General features: G+C 46.6%; 19 protein-coding genes and 3 tRNA genes. 9 read left to right on the top strand and 13 right to left on the bottom strand.

Annotated elements, in window-relative coordinates; genetic code table 11:
• Nucleotides 1–4: 4 nt before the first annotated feature.
• Genes EYO21_07755 through EYO21_07745 form a run of 3 tightly spaced genes read right to left on the bottom strand, consistent with a single transcriptional unit; the run spans nt 5 to nt 4,385 of the window.
• Nucleotides 5–1,588, bottom strand: coding sequence for an NAD(P)/FAD-dependent oxidoreductase (locus EYO21_07755; protein ID HIB03695.1), 1,584 nt, complete (start codon nt 1,586–1,588; stop codon nt 5–7).
• The gene (locus EYO21_07750; protein ID HIB03694.1) at nt 1,579–3,162 is read right to left on the bottom strand and encodes an NAD(P)/FAD-dependent oxidoreductase; all 1,584 of its coding nucleotides are present in this window, start codon (nt 3,160–3,162) and stop codon (nt 1,579–1,581) included. The genes EYO21_07755 and EYO21_07750 overlap by 10 nt, the downstream gene beginning before the upstream one ends.
• Nucleotides 3,153–4,385 carry an aminomethyl transferase family protein gene (locus EYO21_07745; GenBank protein HIB03693.1) on the bottom strand — a complete coding sequence of 411 codons (1,233 nt, stop codon included), beginning with the start codon at nt 4,383–4,385 and terminating at the stop codon, nt 3,153–3,155. Before EYO21_07745 ends, EYO21_07750 begins: the two co-directional genes overlap by 10 nt.
• Before the next feature lie 131 nt (nt 4,386–4,516).
• On the opposite strand from EYO21_07745, the gene EYO21_07740 reads away from it, so the two are divergent.
• Nucleotides 4,517–5,431: an exopolyphosphatase gene (locus tag EYO21_07740; GenBank protein HIB03692.1), complete on the top strand. Its 915-nt coding sequence runs from the start codon at nt 4,517–4,519 to the stop codon at nt 5,429–5,431.
• 5 nt (nt 5,432–5,436) lie between these two features.
• Here the strand turns inward: EYO21_07740 and EYO21_07735 are convergent, their stop codons facing one another.
• The 4 genes from EYO21_07735 to EYO21_07720 all read right to left on the bottom strand — a co-directional run bounded on the left by EYO21_07735 (nt 5,437) and on the right by EYO21_07720 (nt 9,168).
• The gene (locus EYO21_07735) at nt 5,437–6,273 is read right to left on the bottom strand and encodes a hypothetical protein (GenBank protein HIB03691.1); all 837 of its coding nucleotides are present in this window, start codon (nt 6,271–6,273) and stop codon (nt 5,437–5,439) included.
• Nucleotide 6,274: 1 nt separating this feature from the next.
• Nucleotides 6,275–8,536 carry a TonB-dependent receptor gene (locus tag EYO21_07730; protein HIB03690.1) on the bottom strand — a complete coding sequence of 754 codons (2,262 nt, stop codon included), beginning with the start codon at nt 8,534–8,536 and terminating at the stop codon, nt 6,275–6,277.
• Nucleotides 8,537–8,639: 103 nt separating this feature from the next.
• Nucleotides 8,640–8,885, bottom strand: coding sequence for an RNA-binding protein (locus EYO21_07725; GenBank protein HIB03689.1), 246 nt, complete (start codon nt 8,883–8,885; stop codon nt 8,640–8,642).
• Between the two features lie 210 nt (nt 8,886–9,095).
• Nucleotides 9,096–9,168, bottom strand: a tRNA-Ala gene (locus EYO21_07720).
• A gap of 447 nt (nt 9,169–9,615) precedes the next feature.
• Between EYO21_07720 and EYO21_07715 the strand changes: the two genes are divergently transcribed.
• The 4 genes from EYO21_07715 (at nt 9,616) to EYO21_07700 (ending at nt 11,480) form a co-directional block, all read left to right on the top strand.
• Nucleotides 9,616–10,416 (top strand): hypothetical protein, encoded by an 801-nt coding sequence (locus EYO21_07715; protein HIB03688.1) that lies wholly within the window; start codon nt 9,616–9,618, stop codon nt 10,414–10,416.
• The gene (locus tag EYO21_07710; GenBank protein ID HIB03687.1) at nt 10,413–10,904 is read left to right on the top strand and encodes a rhodanese-like domain-containing protein; all 492 of its coding nucleotides are present in this window, start codon (nt 10,413–10,415) and stop codon (nt 10,902–10,904) included. Before EYO21_07715 ends, EYO21_07710 begins: the two co-directional genes overlap by 4 nt.
• Nucleotides 10,905–11,351, top strand: coding sequence for a DoxX family membrane protein (locus EYO21_07705; GenBank protein ID HIB03686.1), 447 nt, complete (start codon nt 10,905–10,907; stop codon nt 11,349–11,351).
• A gap of 53 nt (nt 11,352–11,404) precedes the next feature.
• Nucleotides 11,405–11,480 (top strand) — tRNA-Gly (locus tag EYO21_07700).
• Between the two features lie 38 nt (nt 11,481–11,518).
• Here the strand turns inward: EYO21_07700 and EYO21_07695 are convergent.
• Nucleotides 11,519–11,725: a hypothetical protein gene (locus EYO21_07695; GenBank protein ID HIB03685.1), complete on the bottom strand. Its 207-nt coding sequence runs from the start codon at nt 11,723–11,725 to the stop codon at nt 11,519–11,521.
• 104 nt (nt 11,726–11,829) lie between these two features.
• Here EYO21_07695 and EYO21_07690 point away from each other — a divergent pair.
• Nucleotides 11,830–11,906 (top strand) — tRNA-Cys (locus EYO21_07690).
• Nucleotides 11,907–11,920: 14 nt separating this feature from the next.
• Here the strand turns inward: EYO21_07690 and EYO21_07685 are convergent.
• Genes EYO21_07685 through EYO21_07675 form a run of 3 tightly spaced genes read right to left on the bottom strand, consistent with a single transcriptional unit; the run spans nt 11,921 to nt 13,969 of the window.
• Complete coding sequence (locus EYO21_07685) at nt 11,921–13,297, bottom strand: GAF domain-containing protein (protein HIB03684.1); 1,377 nt, start codon at nt 13,295–13,297, stop codon at nt 11,921–11,923.
• Nucleotides 13,203–13,538: an anti-sigma factor antagonist gene (locus tag EYO21_07680; GenBank protein ID HIB03683.1), complete on the bottom strand. Its 336-nt coding sequence runs from the start codon at nt 13,536–13,538 to the stop codon at nt 13,203–13,205. Before EYO21_07680 ends, EYO21_07685 begins: the two co-directional genes overlap by 95 nt.
• Nucleotides 13,538–13,969 carry an ATP-binding protein gene (locus EYO21_07675; GenBank protein ID HIB03682.1) on the bottom strand — a complete coding sequence of 144 codons (432 nt, stop codon included), beginning with the start codon at nt 13,967–13,969 and terminating at the stop codon, nt 13,538–13,540. The genes EYO21_07680 and EYO21_07675 overlap by 1 nt, the downstream gene beginning before the upstream one ends.
• A 191-nt stretch (nt 13,970–14,160) precedes the next feature.
• On the opposite strand from EYO21_07675, the gene EYO21_07670 reads away from it, so the two are divergent.
• From EYO21_07670 to EYO21_07660, 3 genes are all read left to right on the top strand, one after another.
• A complete protein-coding gene (locus tag EYO21_07670; GenBank protein HIB03681.1) occupies nt 14,161–15,381 on the top strand; it encodes a hypothetical protein in 1,221 nt (406 codons plus the stop codon).
• A gap of 90 nt (nt 15,382–15,471) precedes the next feature.
• A complete protein-coding gene (locus EYO21_07665) occupies nt 15,472–18,435 on the top strand; it encodes a hypothetical protein (GenBank protein HIB03680.1) in 2,964 nt (987 codons plus the stop codon).
• Nucleotides 18,436–18,440: 5 nt separating this feature from the next.
• A complete protein-coding gene (locus tag EYO21_07660) occupies nt 18,441–19,463 on the top strand; it encodes a PrsW family intramembrane metalloprotease (GenBank protein ID HIB03679.1) in 1,023 nt (340 codons plus the stop codon).
• 16 nt (nt 19,464–19,479) lie between these two features.
• On the opposite strand, the gene EYO21_07655 is transcribed toward EYO21_07660, so the two are convergent.
• A complete protein-coding gene (locus EYO21_07655; protein HIB03678.1) occupies nt 19,480–21,150 on the bottom strand; it encodes a T9SS type A sorting domain-containing protein in 1,671 nt (556 codons plus the stop codon).
• Nucleotides 21,151–21,322: 172 nt separating this feature from the next.
• Nucleotides 21,323–23,583 (bottom strand): T9SS type A sorting domain-containing protein (locus EYO21_07650; protein ID HIB03677.1); only part of this gene is annotated, 2,261 nt, incomplete at its 5' end.

Below are 23,583 nucleotides of genomic sequence, written 5' to 3'. Positions count from 1 at the left end.
GTGATCAGACGGATTGCAAATGTTTAATAATCTCATTTGCAGCATTATGACCGTTAGTACAGTGGAGACCTCCGCCGGGATGAGTTGCTGCTCCGCATAGAAACAGGTTTCCAATGGGGGTGGAATATTGTGCGCTGTCGATAGTTGGCCGCATAAAGAAGAACTGGTCCAGCATCATTTCGCCCTGGTTTAGGTTTCCCTCCGTCAGTCCATATTTGCTCTCCAGATCTGCGGGAGTCAGTACTTTCTGGTGCTCAATGAGGCTACGGAAGCCGGGAGCGTATTTCTCCAGGACGTCAGTAACTCGGCTACCCAGTTCATGGCGGGCCGATTGCCAGTCCGTGCCGCGAAGGTGGTACGGCGCGTACTGTACAGTGGCGGAGAGAACATGCTTTCCGGCCGGAGCGAACGACTTTTCCCTGAGGGAAGGGACGGTGAACTCCATCCACGGCTCCTCAGAGATACGGCCGTATTTGGAAGCGTCCGATGCTTTTTCGATATAACTGAGTGACGGACTGACCGATACTATGCCTTTCAGTGATTCCTTATGGAGGCCAACAAAATTCGGCAATTCTTTCAGGGCAAAATGAACCCGCGCCGTGGCACCGCGCATTTTAATATTTTTGATCCGCCGGGAGAACTGAGGTGACAGCCGGTCGTTGCCTACAAGTCCTTGAAAGGTTGTCTTTGGATCGAGGGCAGAGACGACACAATCTGATTCAACTTCCTCACCGTTTACCAAGGTGACACCGAGAGCGGCGCCGTCGTTCACGGAGATGCTTTTTGCTTCAGATCCAATGAGCATCTCAACGCCAACACTTGTAGCGGATGACTCAAGTGCCGCAGCCAGTTGTTTCGTACCTCCATCAATGAAATTTACTGACCGGACGGATCCTCCGGTCCCTATGTGGTTGTGGAGAAAGACGAAAGCTGTCCCCGCGGCCATGGGCCCCTGATTCAGGTGCCGGATGCCAACTGCTGCCATAGTACCCCTGAGAGGTTCTGACTCAAACCATTCATCCAGTAGTTCCAGCATACTCATAGGCAAGGTCCTGAGAAGCTCCACCAGCGCCTTCCGGCCATGCTTGCGGTACGGTGCCAACATGGGCTTCATGGATAGTAGATTGGAGAGATCCAGCTCAGGAATAGGCAGGGGCATCATACCGTAGAGGGGTTCCAGGAAATCGGTAAGCATGGCGATCTTGTTGCAGAATGCGGGCCATTTTTCTGCATCGGATTGAGAGAATTGAGCAATGGATCTGGATGTCTCATATGGGTCTGATGTAATTGTCAGGTTTTTTCCGTTACCATCAGGAGTGATAACACCGGTATTCGGTGAAGCAAACCTGAAGCCGTGGTTTTCAAGATCGAGCTCGAAGACAACTTGGTCATTAATCCATGGCACAGAATCCATAACTGTATTGCATTTAAATCCGGGTACGAATTCTTCCGTTGATGCCAGCCCTGCCACAGTTTCATTTTTTTCCAGCAGAAGGACTTTTCGATTGCTCTTGCCCAGATAGGCAGCGGTAGTGAGGCCGTTCACACCTCCACCCACAACTATTGCGTCGTACCGTTTCAACGCCACTCCTTCAGGATTTTTTTAGCCGCCATCTCGCCGGGGGCGCCTGTGATGCCGCCACCGGGATGAGTGCCAGAACCGCACTGGTAAAGGTTTTGCACTGGTGTTCTGTAGTCAGCCCATTTCACCACGGGACGGAAAAAGAACAGCTGATGCAGAGCCAGTTCGCCGTGGAATATGTTTCCTTCTGTCAGGCCAATTGTCTTTTCCAGATCCCACGGTGTCAGTACCTGTCGATGAAGGATAATGTCCTTGATGTTGGGGGCAAATCTGGCTAATGCATCTACCACAGCATCCCCGAAGGCTTCCCGCTTCTGGTCATCCCAGCCGCCATTAATGTTGTAAGGGGCGTATTGTACAAAACAAGACATGACATGTTTGCCCGGTGGAGCCATATCAGGATCGAGGACGGAAGGCAAAACAATATCGATGTAAGGCCGGCGCGAAAAGTTCCCTTGTTTGGCATCATCAAAGGCTTTTTCGATATAATCGTAATCAGGTGAAATGGAGATGGCACCATTCAGGTGAGGCCCGTTTCCGGGGAGACAGGTGAAATCGGGTAGCCCATCTAGCGCCAGGTTTACTTTACCGGAGGAGCCTTGAATTCTGAAATTTTGAATAGACCGGACGAAATCGTCAGGGAGGTCATTTGACGCCACAAGGTTAAGGAATGTCAGTTTCGGATCGAGACCCGACACAACCACATTTGCCTCAAACTCATGGCCGTTTTCGAGGGCTACGCCCACAGCACGGCCGTTCTTAACCACGATTTGACTTACAGGTGCTTCCGTCATGATATCTGCACCGAAGTGTTCGGCTGACTGGGCAATGGCCATACTGACGGCACCGGTACCTCCCCGCTGGAATCCCCACGCACGGAAGACGCCATCAATGTCACCCATGTAGTGGTGAAGCATAACGTAAGCGGAGCCCGGAGACTTTGGTCCCATAAAGGTGCCGATGATTCCGCTGGCAGACATGGTGGCCTTCAACGGTTCAAACTCAAACCATTCATCCAGAAAATCGGCGGAACTCATGGTCATCAGTTTTGCCAGCTGCTCAAATTTTTCCTGGCCCAGGGAGCGGAAATGCTTACCAAGGTCCAGAAGGGTGGATGCGCCTGACCAGCCCAGTTTGGTAGGGTCAGGGGCTATGGTCTGGAGGATGGGGCGGACTGAGAGACCTATCTGGCTCATGGTCTGTCCGAACCTGTCATAGGCCTCGGCATCGTTGGGAGAGTGGCGATAGAGCTCCCGACGGGTGAGATCGTGGTCGGCCCACCGAATAAGGTAGTCATCCTCAAGGGGTGTAAATGTGCTCTCCAATGGTACCATTTCAAGTCCGAACTTGGGAAGTTGAAGTTCCCGAATGATGTCAGGTTTGAGAAGGCTGACCACATAAGAGCAGACGGAAAACTTGAAACCTGGGAAGATTTCCTCGGTAACGGCAGCACCGCCCAAGACATGACGCCGTTCCAGCACAAGGACTTTCTTACCGCCCCGGGCAAGATAAGCCGCGGCGGTGAGACCGTTGTGGCCTCCGCCAACGACAATGGCGTCATACTTCCGGTTCACGGACATGACCGTTTCCTTTCTGGGTCGAAGAAGGGTGTTTTCACCACCCTGGCTGGTGTTGTTTTTCGGAAGTGCTCAACTTTCACTTCAAACTGAAGGAGTGTCCCTTCCCGAGCGTAATCTGACATCAAATGACAAAGAGCGATATACTTTTTCAGGATGGGCGACCAGCATCCGCTGGTGGCGTAGCCCACCTGTTTATTGCCGCTGTAGATGGGGGTGGAGGTCCGCCACGCCATGCCCGGGAGCTGAGGAGGGAGCCCCACTTTCCGGTAAAGTTTCTCCAGTGGTTCCCATTCGATCTCGATTCCCTTTAATTGCCACTCCGGACTCCGTTCATGCTCCTTCAGGAGCGCCTTTCTGCCGATGAAATCTTTCTTTTTCAGCTTTACTGTCCAACCCAAGCCAAGCTCAAATGGTGACGATTTTCTCAAATCGATAATAGCGTGCTGAGCCGAGATATAGTCAATGTCCAGCAGGATCAGGGAAGCTTCGATGCGTACCATATCTAAAGCGTGAAGTCCCGTAGGTGTAATACCATAGGGTGCGCCAGCTTGCATAAGGCGATCCCAAAGCTTTAGAGCATTCTCATTTGGCGTCCACAGTTCATAGCCTAGATCGCCTGTATAACCTGTTCTGGAGATCATTACGGACATGTCGCCGACTTTGCAGTTCGAGAGCCAGAAGAACTTGAGTGCATCAATATTTTCATTTACAATATTATTCAGTATAACCCGGGAATTGGGTCCCTGAAGGGCCAAAGCGATGGTGGATTCGGAATCTTCCGAGATGTCAACATCCATGCCAGCGGCGTTGTGTGTGAGCCATTCAATGTTTGGTTCAGCACTGGTAAGGCGAAAATGGTTCTCTTCAAGCCTCTGGACCGTGCCGTCATCAATCTGCTTGCCGTCATCATCGCACCATGGTGTGTACATCACCTGATGAACTTTGCATAAGTGAATGTTCCTGGTCACCAGACGGTCAAGTAACCGCTCCGCATCGGGACCTACAATTATATATTTATGTAGGGGTGTAACATCCAAAAGAGCCGCTTTTGTCCGCACTGCGAAATATTCCACATCGTGGGTGAGGTCATAGGAAGTAGCGGAGAGATACCCCGACCATCGACGCCACTCCTGGGACTGATTGAGAACGGAAGTACGTTCGTGAAGGGGCGTCAGTTTCAGTGAGGTTGCGCCACTGAATTGAGTCTGGACGGAGATGCTCATAGGCAATAATTGGCCTGAAAATCTACCAGTTGGAATACCGATTAGCAAAGAGGACTTCGTGGTAGTTGAATTAATATGGAACATAATTTCTCCTCTTTGTACATTCATTTAAGTTTTAAGGAGTCGAAACAATGAGAGTAATCTACAGAGGTGATCTGGACGGCTCTGTCTGCGCCGCCATTTTGATGGATGTGGGCCTTTGCGATACTTTGGAACAGGCCCATCCCAAAGATATGCAGGAGGGGAAAGTAGACATCACTAGTGAGGATATTATTTGTAACCTGCCGTACCATCCTAGCTGCCACATGTGGTTTGATCATCACTCAAGTGAAATAAGCCGTCCAGATATGCCTACGGATTTCACAGGGCTAGTGGATGTGGCGCCTAGTGCAGCGAATCTGGTCTACAAGTACTTTATTGAGGATTATCCCGAACTGAAGAAGTATGAAGGTTTGGTCCACGAAACGGATCTGGTGGATAGCGCCGACCTGACACTGGAGCAGGTGGCCAATCCCCAAGGGACCATTCTGCTCGGATTACTTCTGGATCCTAGAACGGGGCTTGGTCTTCAGCGGGACATGAACATCAGCAACTTCCAATGGGTGTCAAGCGTGCCTGAACTCCTGACCAAGCATTCGGTGGAGGAGATTCTCGCTATGCAGGATACTGCTGAGAGGATTGATCGCTACAACGATATGCATAATATTGCCAGTGAATTCTACAGCGCCAATTCGCGCATGGAGGGAAATGTCATTATGACGGATGTGCGTGGAATGGATGTTCCTCCGGCAAACCGGTTCCTCATCTACACTCTCCCGGAGTTGTCAGATGGCAACATCTCAGTCCGCATAGCGGATGGGAAAAAGGGTGAGTTTGACACTATTTCTGTGGCGCACTCTATCTTTAACAGGACTTCCAATGTTGACTCCGGTGAGTTGTGCAAGTCTTACGGAGGAGGAGGCCACAAAGGCGCTGCTACCTGCCAGCCTAACCTGGAAGACAGTGAAGGTGTTTTACAGGGGATTATAGAGGCGTGTAAAGAGTAGGGTGGCTAACTGCCGGTAATTGTTATAGTGCCGTCCTGCCGTTTCATTGGGAAGCGGAGATAGTCGGCTGAAAGTTCAAGTAGTTCCTTTCCCATGGATTCCAGCAGACCAGACGGCACATCTGATTCTATAAGCAGATAGGGCACTACACTGTATTCGCCAGAGGACAGACTTGAGGAGCTCGCATCCAGGGATATGACCCAGGTCTTAACATTGATTCCAATGGGCTCCTCAGCCATGCGAGCAGATTCGATATCTTCTTTATGAATCACTTCCCCGCTCTTGTTCACGATAAGTAGTCCAGTATAGACCGTCATTCTGTTTATAACAGCGCGTCTCGATTGTACTGTCACTAGTTGGTCCAAAGGGTTCAGTGTAACAGTAACTTCAACCGTTTGATTGATAGGTGGCTCCAGAATAGATGGCATGACAGCTGTGGAGATATGGAGACGTTTTCCCAGGGTCAGAGGTGTTCTCAGTTCACCCTTATCATCTAGCCCGCCTTCCCCGGGGACAAACTGCCCATCAATGACCTTGACAATAGTTCTTTCGTGCTGATAGTTCGCCGCGTATGCGTAAAGAAAGAACTGGCCATTCTGTCCTTCAGAACTTCCTTCAGGGGTGAGGGAGAGGCTGAATTCACCGGTGGTGTCAGTCCAGGTGCCAATGTTTATTTCCTCCAACCAGACATAGATCCCTTCAGGATTTTCACCATCCTCAAGCTCTACACTTCCTTTGATACTGTAATGGTCGGAAACGGAGCCGTTATTATTGAACGGATTCTTGGTGCATGTACACAAAGTGAGCACCGTGATCACAAGTGGAGTCAAATTGATTTTCATATCACAGTTTGAATCCAAATGAGAAATAGATGCGCCTGTCACGAAGGATAAGTCCTTCTAAAATGGTACTTTGATTGCGGAGATTGTATCCGCTGAAATTGGCGAACCCTTCCAGATTTCTCAGCTGAATTGATTTAGTCAAATGGACATCCACATTTGTGTGGGAAGGAAGTGTCACTTCAAAGAGGTGACCTAGATCTTGCCGCATCCAGCCAATCTGTTCACTTTCGCCAAAAGCGTGGACCTGGAGTGACCAGCCCTTATAGTCGACATTCAGATTAGCTGTCATCTTAACTTCTGATTTGAAGGGGAAGGCGGCCTTTTCCGGTATATTGTAACTGGCCAGGGCCAAATCTGCAGAAGTTGATCTGTTGAGCAGGTGAATGGTGCCCTTTATTTCATAACCGCTAATCTTGGCAAAATCAACATTGTCATAGAAAGCTACTGGAATTCCGATGGGATAGCTGATACGCATTTTGTTCTCATAATCGTTTCGAAAAAGGTTTACCGTCATATCGAAAGCATCCAGAGTTTCCGAACCTGTGATCAGTCTCGAGGAATGAAGTCCCAATTCAAAACTTTGATTCTTCTCAGGGTTTAGTGCGGAAAAGGCAGAAGGAGTCCCGTCTAATATTGTGCCGCTGATCTGCTGAAGCAGGGTGGGATATTTGTAACTGGTACCAAAATTGAAGTAAGAACGCAAAGCGAACTTTTCACTGCCGCCGGCCAACGATGTGGAAAATTTCACGATGGTGTTATCCCATGACCTTGTATCAAAGAGGCCTAAATCAGCCAGTTCAGGATTATCAACTCCTCCCCTGAGAACTGCCTCTCCCTGTTTGTCAATAATTCTATCGCGCCGCACACTGACGCTGACATCGGAAAATCGGGTACCTTCATCCCTATCCGACAAATAAAATTTTGTGACAACGGCAGCTCCGATTTTCATGCGGGAGAACAGCGCACTTTCCAACCCAACTTGCTGGATGTCAGAAAAAGAACGGTTATCACGGTAGTCCAAGTCCGACTGCTCCAATTGAAAAACAGAAGTGGTCTCCAATGGTTTAAGTGTGTTCGTTGATCTGAATGAAAACCGGTTGGAACTGCTCTTAAGAAATCTGTCCAAATTCCCGGTTTCGGCAGTAAGATTTTGGTCTTCGCTGATCTGATGCTGACTTACTGTTGCTGAAACTGCCGGAAAGGGGCCCACGGCGCCTGAATAGCGCATGGTCGTTACCATGTTCTCGTTCTCCACGCTATCGTTTAAACGGTGGTCCTTATACGACCGGCGTGAAAATAAAAGTGTGGATGATAACAAATTCCCGAGCTTGCTCGGATTGTTTTCATCCAAAAGATATGTGAACGTTAGATTGTGCTGCTCGGAATTATTCTCAAGGGACTCGCCGCTGTCTCCTCCTTCAAATTGACGAAAAAATGCACCGCGGTTTAGGTTATAGGCGGAGCTGAATTTGTCAAATTTCTTTCCCATGTGGGCAGACCATCTGCCTGACTGATAGGTGCCGAGGTGCTGGCTGAACGAAAGTGTCTTTTCAGGAACCAGTTTCGGAACGATGTTAATGATTCCAGAGAATGCTTCCGTTCCATACAGAACTGAGTTGCTCCCCCGGATCACTTCCAGGTGATCAATATTTTGAAGGTCTACAAGGGCAATATCGAAAATATTATCGAATTCACTGTTCATTCTAACACCGTTATAAAGAATGGCTACCTCATCTGCGTTGCCACCACGTATGTTAACTGTCTTTTTTCCACTGATGTTCTCATTCAGCTGAATGGTATGGTCAGTCCGCAGAAGGTCACCTGCATCTGTATAACCCCTGAGTTCAAAGGCTTTAGATTCAATGACAGAAATGGGCTGGGGAATGTCTTTCTGAATCTCCAAACTTCTCTCCGTTCCGATTACCCCAACTTGCTGCATTGGTATGACCGTGGGCTCCAGTCGGATCACAGTTTGTCTCTTTATCTCGGTGGAGGGAATGGTCTGACGTCTGTAACCCATATATGTAAAGACAACTTCCCTCATCCTGAGAGAATCGGGAATTATAAGTGTAAAACTGCCGTTTGTATTTGATACAACGCCCAAATCACTGTCGGCCACAAATATATTCACACCACTAATGGCTTCTCCTGTAATTCCATTGATTACGGTTCCATCAACAGTAATATTCTGGGCCGCCAGAATTGAGAGAAACAAAGTACAGGAATATAGGGAGGTCTTAAGGCGTATTTGACCACCGTCCATAACTGAAATTATATCATGTCATTTGAAAAGAATACATATCTCAGGAAAAAAAAGAAAACCCCGAAAGCGGGGTTTTCTTCAACTATAGCAGTCTAACTAAAGTTCAGCGGCGCGGACGCGCTTCATTGACGACCAGTTGCCGCCCACTGACATCTTTTTCGTTCAGCTCTTCCATGGCTTTTTTGCCACTTTCATCGGAAGCCATTTCAACGAAGCCGAAACCACGTGAACGACCGGTAAACTTGTCGGTAATGATTTTGGCACTTTGTACCTCGCCATACTCGGCAAATTCATTCCGAAGATCTTCTTCAGACATCTCATAGCTCAGGTTTCCAACATACAGGTTCATTTTAGTCTCCTTAGGATTAGTGATACGTGAAATCTTACAATGAAAAATTTAATCTTTATTTTGAGGAAAGTGCTGTGAGTAGGAAAATTAAGTTCGGGGAGAAGAGAGGGTAGTTACCGTCGAGATATTTCGGAAAGATTCATATTTGCTTTAACTATAACAACCAATGTTACTGAATATATTTGTTAGAATTCAGTGTTTTTTTAAAAGTGGAGCTGATCGGGATCGAACCGACGACCTCGTGAATGCCATTCACGCGCTCTCCCAACTGAGCTACAGCCCCATCATCTTGTTTAACTTAAAGCGGTCTTATTTCTCCGCCAAACGATATAGAATAGAGGATGTTGACATGCTGTTATTGGCAGGGTAAATTTGATTTATGAAGAAAAACCTATTCACAACATGTTTGACTTTTCTATCAATTGGCCTAATTACCTATTCTTGTAGTACCTCCTCTGCAAAGACAGGATCGGCCATGCTGATTGTGACCGGTAACGTTCACAGTCAGCTTGACCCCTGTGGGTGAAAACGCAATCCCACGGGCGGTCTGCCCCGTAAAGCAACATTTATAAGCAATCTCAGGGAAGAAGGTGCTGATCCGGTCATCATAGATGCTGGAGATGTCTTTTTTGACAAGCAGTATCCAACAGAACTTAACGCAGAACAGTCCAAACTGCGTTCAGAAACGCTGATCTCAGGATTCAACATTATCGGTTGTGACGCCCTCAACATGGGTTCCAAGGATTTTGCGGCGGGACTAGAATTTGTTCTTCAGATGGAGCAATTGGCCAACTTCCCGTTTATATCCTCCAACATCACTGATGAGTCAGGGAATCTTCTTTTTGAGCCCTACGTGGTGCTTGACCGGTCGTCCTTCAGCTTTGGTGTTACCGGTGCTACAGTGTCTCTTCCTGTTGAACTGAAAACTGTGGGCTTGGCGGATGTGGAAACTAGCGTCAACAATATTTTGGCGGAACTGGAAGAAAAGAGTGATTTCCAAATCGTCCTGTTCAACGGCACCTATGAAGAGGCAGTGTTTTACCGTCCCAAATTTGCAACAGCTGATTATATGTTCATCAGCGGTGATACGCACAACCCCGTCGGCAAGATGAAAAACCCCGCAACCGGGCCGAGGATGTACCGGCTCGGGAAACAGGGTAAAGCGCTGGCAATGCTCACACTGGCCGTTGAGAATCCTGATATGACGTTATCGGATATCACTGAGCTGAAGCTGAAGGAAGATTTTATCCAACGTCAGCTTGAAAGAATGAATAAGGATGAGCCATCAAAATCTCTGGATGAAATTTACGCGGATCAGCCACCAATGCTGGACCGTATCGTACAGATCAGGGAAGCACTGAAAGAGACACAAGGGAAGCTGGCCGGTGTGGTCAACTCCACCCGGTTCGATTTTCCTGCCATGGGCAGATCTCTCGATGATGAACCGCAGATGCTAGGTATGATCACCAAGACCCTGACAGCGTGTGATCAGTTGGCCAAAGCGTCAAATGGCAAACCCACCGGTTCTTGAACACCAATACATCAATGGGTCAGTCTGCCATAATATTGGCAGTTTCATTTTTATTTTCTTTCGGGTTCAATGCGGTCCGTAATGACGGGCTCCCTCTGATCGCTTCCAAACATATTATAGAGGGCGGGCAGTCCGCTGTAGATTCACTTTTGGCTCAGACAACTCTGCTTTTTCAGCCTGTCATGATTGATCTCGCAATTGCTAAGGCGTTCTATGATCGCGGAGTACTTTTTATCGATGCACGGGACGATAAGGAATTCAGGGAAGGGCATATTGCCGGGTCAAAACTTGCTCCAGCATATCCAGGTGAGATTCTGCGGTGGGTTACGGAAGATGATCCTGTTGTGGCCTACTGTGGCGGGGGGGAGTGCGATCTGAGTATGGACCTCGCCATGGAGCTCATGGGAGAGGATTGGGGATTTGCCCGTGTGTTCGTATTTGACGGCGGGCTTCCCCAGTGGATCGAAGCAGGTTACCCGGTGGAATAGATGGTTTCACTGTTAAAAAACAGCTGGGTCATTTTTGCCTTAAGAATTATTCTCGGCATTGTTTTCCTCTACGCCAGTTTTGAGAAAATTCGTAATCCTGGGAGTTTTGCCGGCAATATTCAAAACTACCAGATGCTGCCATACGGTATTACGAATCTCTTTTCCATTGTTTTGCCATGGGTGGAGCTATATGTAGGCTCCTGCCTAATACTTGGTGTTTTTGTTGATGGTGCGGCTCTTCTTTCCACGGGAATGATGGTTATGTTCATCATTGCGTTGGGTCAGGCAGTGGCCAGGGGTTTGGACATCGATTGCGGTTGTTTCAAACCCGAAGGATCAACAGTTGGTTTAGATACTCTGGCAAGGGATATCGTCTGGCTTGCCATGTCCGTACTCATCTGGCGCCGGGAAGAAAAAACAATGGAGCTTTTTCCGAAATCTGTTTGATCCGGCTTTGGTAAAGAACTAAACTTCTCGTCGCTTTTTTACAATCACTTTTTGCGAGAGTAGCTCAGCTGGTAGAGCCCCACGTTGCCAACGTGGCTGTCGCGGGTTCGAATCCCGTCTCTCGCTCGAAAGTCCCTGTTTAGCAGGCCTTTTTCTTTATATGCGGGTTAAGCCCAGTCTTCGAGACCGTCAGTGAGGTTGGGATCCATCGGTAGGTGAGGTTGAATCTTCGTGAGGTATTTAGTGAAAATGTCCAGGACGTCTGTGTAGTCTTCTTCCTCTACTTCCACCGAGTGTGTCGCCTTACTGTCTTCTGTCACCTCTGTCTCCTGGAACTGATCAATATCAACGATTTTCAAATAAATTTTGGCCATTTCCTCTCCTCTGATTTGCTGTGAGATTACGAAGAATTAGTTAACTGTGTCAACCCGCGCATTGCATTGAATAGGTGTCAGTTTCCCTTTAAATTCGGGCCCATGGCGACGTACCCAAGCGGTCTAAGGGAGCGGTCTGCAAAACCGCGATTCATCGGTTCGAATCCGATCGTCGCCTCTATCTCTCTGTTATCTTCAATCACTTTTCCCGAAATAACGTATCGCCAGTACTGTAATGTCGTCGGACTGTGGTGCTGAACCGGCAAACTCTTTAACACTATCTAAATTCCCGTTAACCATGTCAGTTATGGATCCGTTTGAGTTTTCTTTGAGATAATCCTCTAGTTTTTCATAGGAGTATTCTTCATCCGCTTCATTCATGGCTTCGTTGACGCCGTCTGTATAGAGAAAAATGGACCCACTTTTGGGTACCATAAAGGTGGCTGACTCAAAAGGCATTTCATCCATAACACCAAGTGCGATCCCACCTGTAGTTTCGATCTGCTTTGGTTCTCCATTTTCTGATATAAGGTAAGGGGGATTGTGCCCTGCGTTGGCGTAAGTGACTTCCCCTGTTTCAGTATTCATAATACCATAAAACAGTGTACAGAACATGCTCGATTCATTTTCGTGGCAGAGATCATTGTTTGCTCTAAAGAGGACATCTCCGGGAGTTCTCCTTCGTGACGAGCTTGCTTTAATTTGCGTTTTTGTTAGGGCCATGAACAGAGCCGCCGGAATTCCTTTGCCCGATACATCTCCGATGACGAAACAGAGATGTTTTTTATCTATCAGGAAAAAATCGTAGAAATCACCGCCCACTTCTTTGGCAGGGACAATGCCGGCAAAAAGATCAAAATCTTTCCTGTCGGGGAAAGCCGGGAATGTGCTGGGCAGCATCCCCATCTGGATATCGGCTGCAAGTTTTAGTGACTCCTCAATGCGCTGTTTTTCAAGGAATGCTTCCGTGAGACGTGCCCGAACGATTGCAACACCCGCCTGAGTGCACAGGGCTTCCAGCAATTTTTCATCACTTTCCTCAAAGGTGCCGCCATCTATTTTGTTAAGTACCTGGATAACACCGATCAGTTCACCTTTGCGAGTGGTCATGGGCATGCAAAGAACAGACTTTGTTTTGAAATCGGTCTGTTTGTCGAATTCAGGATTAAAACGGGGATCGTCGTAGGCATCAGGGATGTTTGCAGTCTCAAGTGTTTTGGCCACATCGCCGGCAATTCCTACCCCTGAGGGGAAACGAATAGTGTTTTCATCCATTCCTTCAGCAACTTTGCTCCAAAGTTCATCACTATCAGGATCATAGATGAAAAGTGAACTTCTTTCGGCGTCCATCACTTCAGTTGTTTTGTGGATAATGACTGGCAGGAGGCTGTCAAGATGCATCTCGGCACCCAGGGCACGGGACACGTCAAGAAGGGCATTGAGGTTGCGGACTTCCCGCGAGGCGGTTTCAGGCATTTTAGTTAATGGAGTCGACAGCGGATGCTGTATCTGGTGTAATGGTAAATATCGGTGTAAAACCGGAGATGTCGAACACTTCCTTAATGTGATCATTCATGGCGGCAAGGATAAAATTGCCACCTAAACTCTTTAATTTTTTGGCGGCCATAAGGAAGATACGGAGTCCGGCACTGCTGACGTAATCGATCTTGCTGAGATCAACGATAATGTTTATGTCCGAACGCTCCAAAACTTCCACCAGTTTTTCTTCGAATTCAGTGGAGGTGTTGGTGTCAATCCTGCCGACAGGCTGGACAATGACTGCATTGCCACTTGTAGATTCATTTATATCCATCAGTCTATATCTCCCTCAGTCAATGATTTGGTCAATGAGAGATGATTCTTACCATCTCTGTATTCATAATCGATGTTTGTCATCAGGTGTTTTACCAGAAAAATACCAAGTCCTCCAATGGGCTTGTCTTCCAGGGATTGGGAAGTGTGAGGATTCTCTTTATCAAGAATATTGTAAGGGTTGGCATCATCTATGATAATGATTTTTAGTGATTGATTTTCAAGACTGAACCGTAAATCAATCATATGTGTATCATCATCGTCATAACCGTATTCAACGATATTTGTGACAACTTCATCCAGCGCCAGTTGAACATCGTGGATGACTTTGGTCGGAATCTCGTTGTCCTCGGCATAAGAGTCAAAACGATTCCTAAGGTTACGAATTTCGGGTCGATTGTTGATTATCTGAAGCGAGAGTTCAGCTGTCATAACGGACAATTTAGACAATGTAGGGTGAAAAGGAAATGGAGCGAGTATTTAACTCAACATCTTATTAATTGAAGATGTGATTTGTATCACACACTCTATTAGCTATTTAGTCAAAACCTTGCCAAAGTAGAGTTTAGATGATAATTTTTGATGATTACAAAAATAAATTATCATTAAGGAGAGCAAACCTCATGTCAAATTCACTTTCAGATAATAATGGAAAACAAAAAAATACCGTCGTTGGTTTTGTGATAGCGGTGGCTGTTATCCTTGGCCTTGTTTTTTACAATACTCAATACAGTAGTGATGATCTTTCGGGTACCATTGGCAAAAGAAAAGTCGTTCGTTCCAGTGCCCGAGGGGATGTGGCTTTGAAAGATAATCAAGCGCAATTCAGCAAGATGATGCAAGACACCGATTTCGTCGATATGGTTGAGAGCGAAACATTCCAGAACATGCTGGCCAATCAGGAATTCATGAATCTCCTGGCCAGTGCGGAGTTTCAGAATATGTTAGCCAACCGTGCATTTGCCAATATGCTCGCCAACAGGGAGTTTGCTAATATGCTGGCAAGCCGTGAATTTGCCAATATACTTGCTAACCGTTCGTTTGCAAATATGCTCGCCAACAGGGAGTTTGCTAATATGCTGGCAAGCCGTGAATTTGCCAATATGTTAGCCAGTAAGGAGTTTGCCAGTATGCTAGCCAATCGTGAGTTTGCCAATATGCTGGCCAATAGAGAATTCGCTAGTATGCTCGCCAGTCGTGAGTTTGCCAATATGTTAGCCAGCAGAGAGTTTGCCAGTATGCTTGCTAACAGGGAATTTGCGAATATGATGGCCAACAAGGAATTTGCTAACATTCTTGCCAATCAGGAATTCATGAATATGTTGGCCAGTTCTGAATTCGCCAATATGCTTTCCAATCAGGCTTTCGCCAATATGCTGGCCAATGCTGAGTTCAGGAATATGTTTGCGAACAAGGCATTTGCAAATATGCTTGCTAGTATGGAATTCGCCAATATGATGGCTAATCGAGAGTTTGCTAATGCACTTGCCAGCGCGGAATTTGCCAGTATGCTAGCCAATCGTGAGTTCGCAAATATGCTTATGAACCGCGAGTTTGCCAGTATGCTAGCCAATCGTGAGTTCGCAAATATGCTCATGAACCGTGAGTTCGCCAATATGCTGGCTAACCGAGAGTTCGCTAATGCACTTGCCAGCGCGGAATTTGCCAGTATGCTAGCCAATCGTGAGTTCGCAAATATGCTCATGAATCGTGAATTTGCCAGTATGCTCGCAAGTAGGGAGTTTGCAAACATGCTTATGAACCGCGATTTTGCCAGCATGCTAATGAATGCTGAATTCGCCAACATGCTTCAGAGCAGCGAGTTTCAGAACAGGTTCAGGTAAGCTCAAAACCAGTTAATTGCATAGGGAGGAGATGACTTGTAGTCGTCTCCTCCTTATTTTATTTTCTTACCTTCCTAAGGGGATAACCATATGGTTGTAAGACCACTCATTCGAAAGCTTTCATTTATTTCCATTTTTATTATACCAGTATTAGGGTCAGGGAATTCTCTCTTTAAACCGCCACCACTGAAACACGCTCACGCTCCAGGTCTAAAGGTGATCTATTATCATCCTCTTCATGAATACGCCATACCTCACTTGGCTAATTGTTTTATGAATTCCTTCTCCGTACACCAGAAAAGATTTGGTTATGAGCCCCTCGAGGATGTAGTAATTCTTCTTCAGGATTTCGGTGACTACGGCCACGGAGGTGCTGATGCATTACCGACAAATAACGTCAGCCTCGGCATTGGGCCATTCAGTTATGCGTACGAAACAATGCCCGCATATGACCGCTTTAACTGGCTAATGCATCATGAGCTGGTTCATATCGTAACCACCGATATGTCAACGGGCCGAGACAGAACTTTCAGGAGACTGTTTGGAGGCAAGGTTAGTCCGTCTATTGATAATCCTTTGTCCATTTTATATGGTTATCTCACCACACCACGACGCTATTCACCTAGATGGTATCATGAAGGGATAGCTGTGTTTGTGGAAACCTGGATGTCCGGGGGCTACGGCCGGGTGATGGGGGGTTACGATGAAATGGTCTTCAGAACCAAGGTCCGAGATGGTTCCCATATCTATGATATGGTAGGCTTGGAATCGGAGGGGAAAGCCATCGATTTTCAGGTTGGAGTGAATTCTTATCTTTATGGTACGCGGTTCATGAGTTATATGGCTAACACTCACGGACCGGACAAACTTATGGAGTGGGTAACACGTAAACCCGGTAGTGAACCCAACTTTATTTCACAGTTCAAGTTAGTCTATGATGAAAATATCGATGACGAATGGTCACGCTGGATTGAATCGGAACGAGAGTTTCAAAAGAAAAACCTGCAACTTCTTCGACAATATCCACTAACCGCATATCGTCCAATCTCTAAGATGGCTCTGGGTTCTATCTCACGTGTCTACCATGATAAAGAGACAAACCAGCTCATCGCCGGGGTAAGATATCCCGGAAAGGTAGCCCATGTGGCGGCCATAGACTTAGAGGATGGATCAATCAGTAAGATCCACAATATAGAGGGACCTACACTGTTTACTGTTTTTCATTCAGCTTACGACAAGGGTTCGCGAAGACTTTTCTATACCACCGATAACAACCATTGGCGTGACCTGAATGTGCTCGATTTGAACAGCGGTCTGTCCAGGCGACTGGTAGATGATATTCGGGCGGGTGATTTAGCTTTCAATCCTGATGATGAATCTCTTTGGGGTATGCGTCACTCCGACGGCTACTCTTCTCTTATCAGGTTGGAGCCACCTTATGAGGATTACAAGTCAGTGCATGTTTTCGATTTTGGAAATGATCTGTATGATCTGGATATATCACCCGATGGTCAGCATTTGTCGGGGGCGTATGTAGATGCATGGGGACAACAGTTTTTAGTACGATATGAAATTGATTCTTTGATGGCGGGTCAGGTTCTGCCGGACACTCTTTGGTCAAGTGATATCTCGTCTCCAGCTAATTTTGTCTTTTCACCCGATGGCCGCTATCTCTACGGTTCTACCTTTTATACCGGTGTATCGAACATTTTTCGTTATGATACTGAGCTAGATACAATGGAGGTGATAAGTAACAGCGAGACGGGTTTCTTCAGACCTGTTTCGGTTTCGGATGATTCCGTAGCTGTAATGATGTATACCGGGGATGGCTTTCAGCCGGTGCTTATTGCCGATTCCACAATCAATGATGTGAGTGCGGTGAACTACCTTGGCTTTGAGATTGCTGAAAAATATCCAGAACTTTTGGATTGGGAAACCAGTGCCCCCGACCGAAGTGAGGAAGGGCTGGTATCTTATGACGGTAGTTACAGTCCTTTAGCAAATCTTGGCATATCGTCATTTTATCCTGTTGTGCAAGCGTATAAAGATCAAGCCACTCCGGGTATACGAGTTAACTTTCTTTCGAAGCTTGGATTAGCGGGAGCCAATCTAACCGCCACTGTTACCCCGGATAACTCAATACCGTCGGATGAACGGTACCATCTCAATTTTAATTTTCACTATTTCGAATGGAAGTTGAGTGCTGGGATGAATTCGTCGGACTTTTATGATCTTTTTGGACCGACAAAGCGGAGCAGAAAAGGCAACTCACTGAAACTTTCGTTTGGCAAACAGATTAGCCACGAAAAGCCTATTAATCTCGATCTGAGTCTTTCGGGGTACTGGGGTCTGGAAAGACTGCCCAATTACCAAAATATAGATGCCACATTTGACAGGTTCTTCAATGGAAGTGTCAGTCTGTCGGACAGTAAGACGAGAAAGTCTCTTGGGGCAGTTGATGAGGAGCAAGGTTATCGGTGGGATGCCGGAGCCACTGCAAACCTGGTGAACGGGCAGCTTTTTCCACGAGCACACGCCAACCTGCACACGGGGATTATGTTTATTAAACACGCTCCTTTTTGGTTGAGAACCTCAATTGGTAATTCATTCGCTGACCGGGATGATCCCCAAGCAAACTTTGCTAATTTCTATTTTGGCGGATTTGGTAACAACTGGATCGATTTTCGTGGGGTACAGCGTTTTAGAGATTACTACAGTTTTCCCGGTATGGATCTGAACTACATTGGGGGGACAAACTTTGCACGGATCATGGGAGAGTGGATCCTTCCCCCGTTGAGGTTCCGTCGTTTGGGTTCACCCATGTTCTTTTTTAACTGGGCCAGGACCTCAGTTTTCACATCAGGGATCGTTACGAATTTTGACAGTGAAGATCACAAACAGAGTTTTTCAAATCTTGGGGTTCAATTCGATCTCCGGATGGTACTTTTCTCTCACCTCAAATCGACCCTTTCCCTTGGGTTTGCCAAAGCAAGAGATGAACTCACAGGAAAAACATTTGATGAACTGATGATTTCTCTGCAGATACTGGATTAATTCTTTTGAATCTGTTCATAGAGATTGCCGTATCTCTTTTGCCCTCAGTGGCACTTCTTGTGGTATTTATTCTCATGGACAGTTACAAATTGCTGGGAATTAAGGCGGTTGTAATTGCTATTGCTATCGGGGCACTTTCAGCAATTGTTTCCTATTTCGTCAATACACCCATTGTGGAGAACGGCGGTTTCGACTGGGAAACCTACTCCCGCTATGGCGCGCCCCTGGTTGAAGAATTCTTTAAGGGAGCGATCCTCATTTATCTCATCCGGGCCAACAAGATCGGCTTTAATATAGATGCGGCCATATATGGTTTTGCCCTTGGGGCCGGCTTCGCAATTGTGGAGAACCTTTATTATGTGACCGTTTTGGACCAGGATACAAATCTGGGAATTTTTGTTATCCGCGGTTTTGGCACAGCCATTATGCATGGCGGTACTACCACCCTTTTCGGTATTATTTCAAAAACAATGCTAGACAGGAAAATTTGGGGTGAGTGGGGTGGTTTCATTCCGGGATTTCTGACTGCATCTGTTTTTCACTCTTTTTACAACCATTTCTTTTTTAACCCCATTTTGCTTACTGTTATTACCATGGTGACCTTACCTCTGGTGCTTATGGTCATTTTTAAACGTAGTGAAGCATTCCTGCAAAACTGGCTGGGAGTCGGTTTTGACACTGATCAGGATTTGCTGGATATGGTAAACAAGGGTCATGTGAGCGATACAAACGTTGGACAGTATCTTGAGTCTGTAAAAGGGCGGTTTCCAGGGGAAGTTGTCTTTGACATGATTTGCCTTTTAAGGATTCATTTGGAACTTTCCATGCGGGCAAAAGGAGTATTGATGATGCGTGAAGCTGAAATGGATTCAGAACCAGACCCGGACATCCAGGACAAATTCAATGAGCTTCACTATCTTGAAAAGAGTATTGGGACCTCAGGAATGCTTGCTCTCTCGCCGTTTCTACATCAGTCCAGCCAGGATCTGTGGCAGATCCATATGCTCGATCGCGAAATGAAAGGTTAAAGCCCTGAAATGAAGGTTACTTTAACAAGAGCATCTTTCGGACGGCTGTAAAGTTCGTCGCCCGAATTCGGTAAAGATAAATGCCCCCGCTGATGGTATTCCCGCTATCATCCTTCCCGTCCCAACTGACGGCGTGAAATCCACTGTTAACTCTCTTATTCACAAGAGTCTTCACAGGATGCCCAAGTAGAGTATAAATCACAATTTCAACATCACTGTTCTCAGGCAGTATATAGTTGATTGTTGTACCGCTATTGAAGGGATTGGGATAATTCTGTAGAAGGGAAAATTCTAATGGTTGAAGATTTTCACCGGAAACATCCTGGACTTTGTCACTTAAAGTCAACGTGTAGGGCCCGTTTGAGGCTTGAGTATGGACGATACCATCAGTGGCGGAGATGGTCCAGCTTCCTGATATTTCTGAATTTTCTGACCAATCAATAGCGTCATGAAGTACGCTGTAGGTAATGGTTAGGGAAGTGGTGTTTTTCACGCTTGCCACTTTTACACTATCCAGGCCGTTAGAACCCACCCATAGATAAGTGATGTCATCACCTTCCACATCTGACGAAGCTCTCCACGAGAATTCTAGAGAATCACCGATTAATTGATTGGTGATCTTTACGGAGGCGTTGTTCATAGGTTTCTCCAGATCGAATACAGCTGGAGCATCATTTACAGCCGTTACGGTCAGTTTGAAGGAGGTCGATGAAGTGAGACTACCATCGCTGGCAGTGACAGTAATGGTTGACTCACCATTCCAGTTAGCCGCGGGTACAATACTTAATGTATTGCTTGAAATAGAGGTTGTAACTGATTCTGATGTGGAAGATGTAGCAGAGAAAGTTATAGCATTATTTTCCGCGTCGGTGGCTGAGAGCTCAACCGTGCCGGTCTCATCCTCATTAATGGTAAGATCACTGATGGTGGATATTGTAGGGGCGGTGTTGGTAGATGGCGAAGCATTTTTCCGAGCCAACTGGACGACTTGAAGAATCTCATAGTCTGATTTTTTTTGTACAAAAGCCACAGCTGTCATGTTTTTTTTATCCCAGGTGACCTGTGTCATTTCAGAATCATCTTTGGGGAAATAGCTGTTTTTAGGATAATCACCCCTTAGAGCCCACTGGTAAGTCTTTTTCACTGTATCATCTTTAGCCAGGATAAGTGTATCACCACCAAAGTAGGTATTTACCCAGCCGAGAAATACATCATGATGTTCCGTTTCACCGTTAGAACCGTTATAAGCAATAGAATCCATTGTTACGGCAACGAAAAGACGCAAATCCTGTCCAGAAAGATCCTCATCACTGGAAATGGCAAGTTTTATATTTGCAGTTAGACTGTCAAAGGTTGTCCCTTCCAGAGACATGGTAACAGCAGTCTCCGCGTCCCGCATGGCCGTGGCGTCTGTCTTGTATGCTTCGGTGCTTGTGGATGACACTCCATTAATATAGAGGGTGGGTAGATATCCGGGGCTGTAAGGGGCGTCACTGCTCTCAGAGCCGCCAAATCGATAACATACAGGATCTTCGTCGCACTTAGAAGCAAACTCGGGTGAGCCTATGGCATGGTACATAGGATCTCCCCATCCAATAGCATTGGAATGAAAACGAATCAGTACCCAGTTTCCAGCCAGGTCATCCCCAACGTAGTCACTGTGTGCAGGATCGAGATAATGGTCCAACGCCCGGTTGGCCGTAGGGCAGCCGGGTCAGTTGCTGGCCGTGAGCAGCTCACCAAGGGCACTTTTCTTCACTGCTCCCCCAAGGCTCGAGGCTAATATCGCCAGGACCAGGAGAGATGAATAGAAATGTCTTTTATGGATCATTGGGCTCCTTTTGGTAAAAGCAAGAGGGTTATCTCATGAGGATCATTTTCCGGGTTTGGATATAATCACCCGCATGAATTCGATAAATATACACTCCGGAACTCACAGGATTATTATAATTATCTTTTCCATCCCATAAAACTGAATGAAAACCCGAAGACTGGTTTTCATTTACAACAGTACGGATCTTTTGCCCCATAATGTCATAGATGGTCAATGTTACCTGAGCGTCGCCAGCCAGCTGGTAATTGATGGAAGTAACAGGGTTGAATGGATTCGGGTAGTTTTGGTGAAGATCGAATCTATTAGGGAGTTCCGCATTGTCCGTGAGGGACAATACATTTTCATAAATAGTTAGTTCGTATGGGCCATTGCCTGGTGGTACGCAGTACATACCTGCACAGGCTCCTATACCCCATTCCCCTGTCATTTCCGATTCATCAGTCCAGTGGCTAAGCGCGCTCTGGTCCATAGCAGCATAAATATCAGCATATGCTATTTTGGTTTCTGTTGCGTTTTTTACATAAGGAACCTTCAATGCAGCTAGGCCCCAGGTCCCACTGAACTTATACTCGATGGTGTCACCCTCGGCATCTGTGGAAGCCGTCCATTTGAAGACCAGAGTGTCATTGAATGTTTGATCTGTAATCTTTATTAAAGCACCATTCATCGGCTCTGTGAGATCAAATAGTGATGGTGCATCATCTACAGGATATACGGTTAACTTGAAATTGCGACTAACCTTTAGGGTTCCATCATCTGCAAAAACCGTGATCACAGATTCCCCGTTCCAGTCTTTTTCAGGTTTGAGCTTGATTTTTGCAAGCCACTGGGTACTGGAAATGGAATTGCTCTCCTCCACAGTGGCTTCTACAGCGGATGTGTCAGCAGAGACTGAGAATGTTATATTGTCACCATTAGCGTCCGTAACGATGACATTTACAGTACCGTACCTGTCTTCGGCAAATGCCGTGTCATTTACGGCTGAGATAACAGGTGTATTCCCGACTGCGACAGTTGTGAATGTGGCACTGGTTGCTGAGACTGCATTATTTGAGGCGTCTTCTACCGTGGCGCCTATGGCTACATAGACCTTCTTTTCATTATCAAGGTTGCTATCAGGGGCAAGAGTCACAATCTTCTTATCGGAGTCTATGGTGGCGTCAAAGGGGATGTCAGAACCATTGGCATCTTCATATTTAAATGTGATACTAGCGTCCACATTGTCGTCATCCAAGGCACTGTCATCCACGTTGCGGACGGTTTCACTGAAGGTGAGTGTTACCTCTGTGTCCACTGCCACATCTGTGGCTCCATCCTGTGGATTCATGTTCACGGTGGGGGCGTCAGCATCGGCAGTGGTAAATGTGGCGCAGGTTTCGGCAAGAGCGTTGTTTGAATTGTCTTCAACACCATTGACACAGACATAAACTGTTTGTGAGCTCCCAAGACCGCTGCTGGGTGTTACGGTTATAACCTTTTGGGCGGCATCGACAGAAGTTGTGAAAGCGATGGCGTCACCACTGGCATCGGTTTTTTTCAAGGTGACTACTGAATTATCAAGAGCTGAATCATCGGTCTTCCGCACCGGCTCGTTAAAAGAGATCGTTATGTTAGAACTGGGCGCGATCCCTGTTGCGGCATCCGCCGGAACGATGGTGGCTGTAGGCGCCGTGTTATCCACCGTGGTAAAGGTAATATTTACGGGTTGGATGGCATTATCAGCTTCATCCTCCACAGTGGCGCCTATGGCTACATAGACCCTCTGCTCAGCACTAAAATCATTAGTGGGGTTGATGGTAATAAGGGTTTTGTCACTGTTAATGGTCACAGTTTTGGAGATATCATCTCCGGTAGCATCATTCTTCTTCAGGGTGATAAGAGAGCCCACATTGGTGTCATCCAAGGCAGAGTCATCCACGTTACGGATCTTTTCGTCAAAGGTAATTGTAATTTCACTGTTCACAGCAACGCCAAATTGATTATTATAAGGATTGAACGTTAAGGCCGGTGCCGACTTATCTATTCCTGCACCTCTTCTTACCATCTTTACACCCTGGAGTATTGATGGTTCATTTACAATTTGATTATTAACCTTTGCTAGAGCCGTAAAATCCTGAATAAAGGCAAAAATAACCATGTTGTTTGGGTCCCAGGACGTGCCGGTCGGTGCGTCCTGTAAGGTCCAGGAATAGGTGAGATCTACGGGTGTATCTTGTGCTAAAGTGATTTCCTGCCCGTTTTCGCAACCTGCCTCGCACTCAGAAGTTTTATCTCCTACCCAGCCAA

The sequence above is a fragment of the Candidatus Neomarinimicrobiota bacterium genome (assembly GCA_012964825.1).
Lineage (GTDB): Bacteria > Fidelibacterota > Marinisomatia > Marinisomatales > S15-B10 > UBA2125.
The sequence above is the reverse complement of the archived record's forward strand: the minus strand, read 5'-3'. Positions and strand labels throughout refer to the sequence as shown.

Excerpts from the sequence above, each read along its gene's own strand:
- EYO21_07705 (HIB03686.1), top strand. The coding sequence starts at position 10,905 with ATGGTTTCACTGTTAAAAAACAGCTGGGTCATTTTTGCCTTAAGAATT.
- EYO21_07695 (HIB03685.1), bottom strand. The coding sequence starts at position 11,725 with ATGGCCAAAATTTATTTGAAAATCGTTGATATTGATCAGTTCCAGGAG.
- EYO21_07680 (HIB03683.1), bottom strand. The coding sequence starts at position 13,538 with ATGGATATAAATGAATCTACAAGTGGCAATGCAGTCATTGTCCAGCCT.
- EYO21_07740 (HIB03692.1), top strand. The coding sequence starts at position 4,517 with ATGAGAGTAATCTACAGAGGTGATCTGGACGGCTCTGTCTGCGCCGCC.
- EYO21_07665 (HIB03680.1), top strand. The coding sequence starts at position 15,472 with ATGGTTGTAAGACCACTCATTCGAAAGCTTTCATTTATTTCCATTTTT.
- EYO21_07745 (HIB03693.1), bottom strand. The coding sequence starts at position 4,385 with ATGAGCATCTCCGTCCAGACTCAATTCAGTGGCGCAACCTCACTGAAA.
- EYO21_07725 (HIB03689.1), bottom strand. The coding sequence starts at position 8,885 with ATGAACCTGTATGTTGGAAACCTGAGCTATGAGATGTCTGAAGAAGAT.
- EYO21_07685 (HIB03684.1), bottom strand. The coding sequence starts at position 13,297 with ATGATCACATTAAGGAAGTGTTCGACATCTCCGGTTTTACACCGATAT.
- EYO21_07675 (HIB03682.1), bottom strand. The coding sequence starts at position 13,969 with ATGACAGCTGAACTCTCGCTTCAGATAATCAACAATCGACCCGAAATT.
- EYO21_07670 (HIB03681.1), top strand. The coding sequence starts at position 14,161 with ATGTCAAATTCACTTTCAGATAATAATGGAAAACAAAAAAATACCGTC.
- EYO21_07730 (HIB03690.1), bottom strand. The coding sequence starts at position 8,536 with ATGGACGGTGGTCAAATACGCCTTAAGACCTCCCTATATTCCTGTACT.
- EYO21_07750 (HIB03694.1), bottom strand. The coding sequence starts at position 3,162 with ATGTCCGTGAACCGGAAGTATGACGCCATTGTCGTTGGCGGAGGCCAC.
- EYO21_07715 (HIB03688.1), top strand. The coding sequence starts at position 9,616 with ATGGGTTCCAAGGATTTTGCGGCGGGACTAGAATTTGTTCTTCAGATG.
- EYO21_07735 (HIB03691.1), bottom strand. The coding sequence starts at position 6,273 with ATGAAAATCAATTTGACTCCACTTGTGATCACGGTGCTCACTTTGTGT.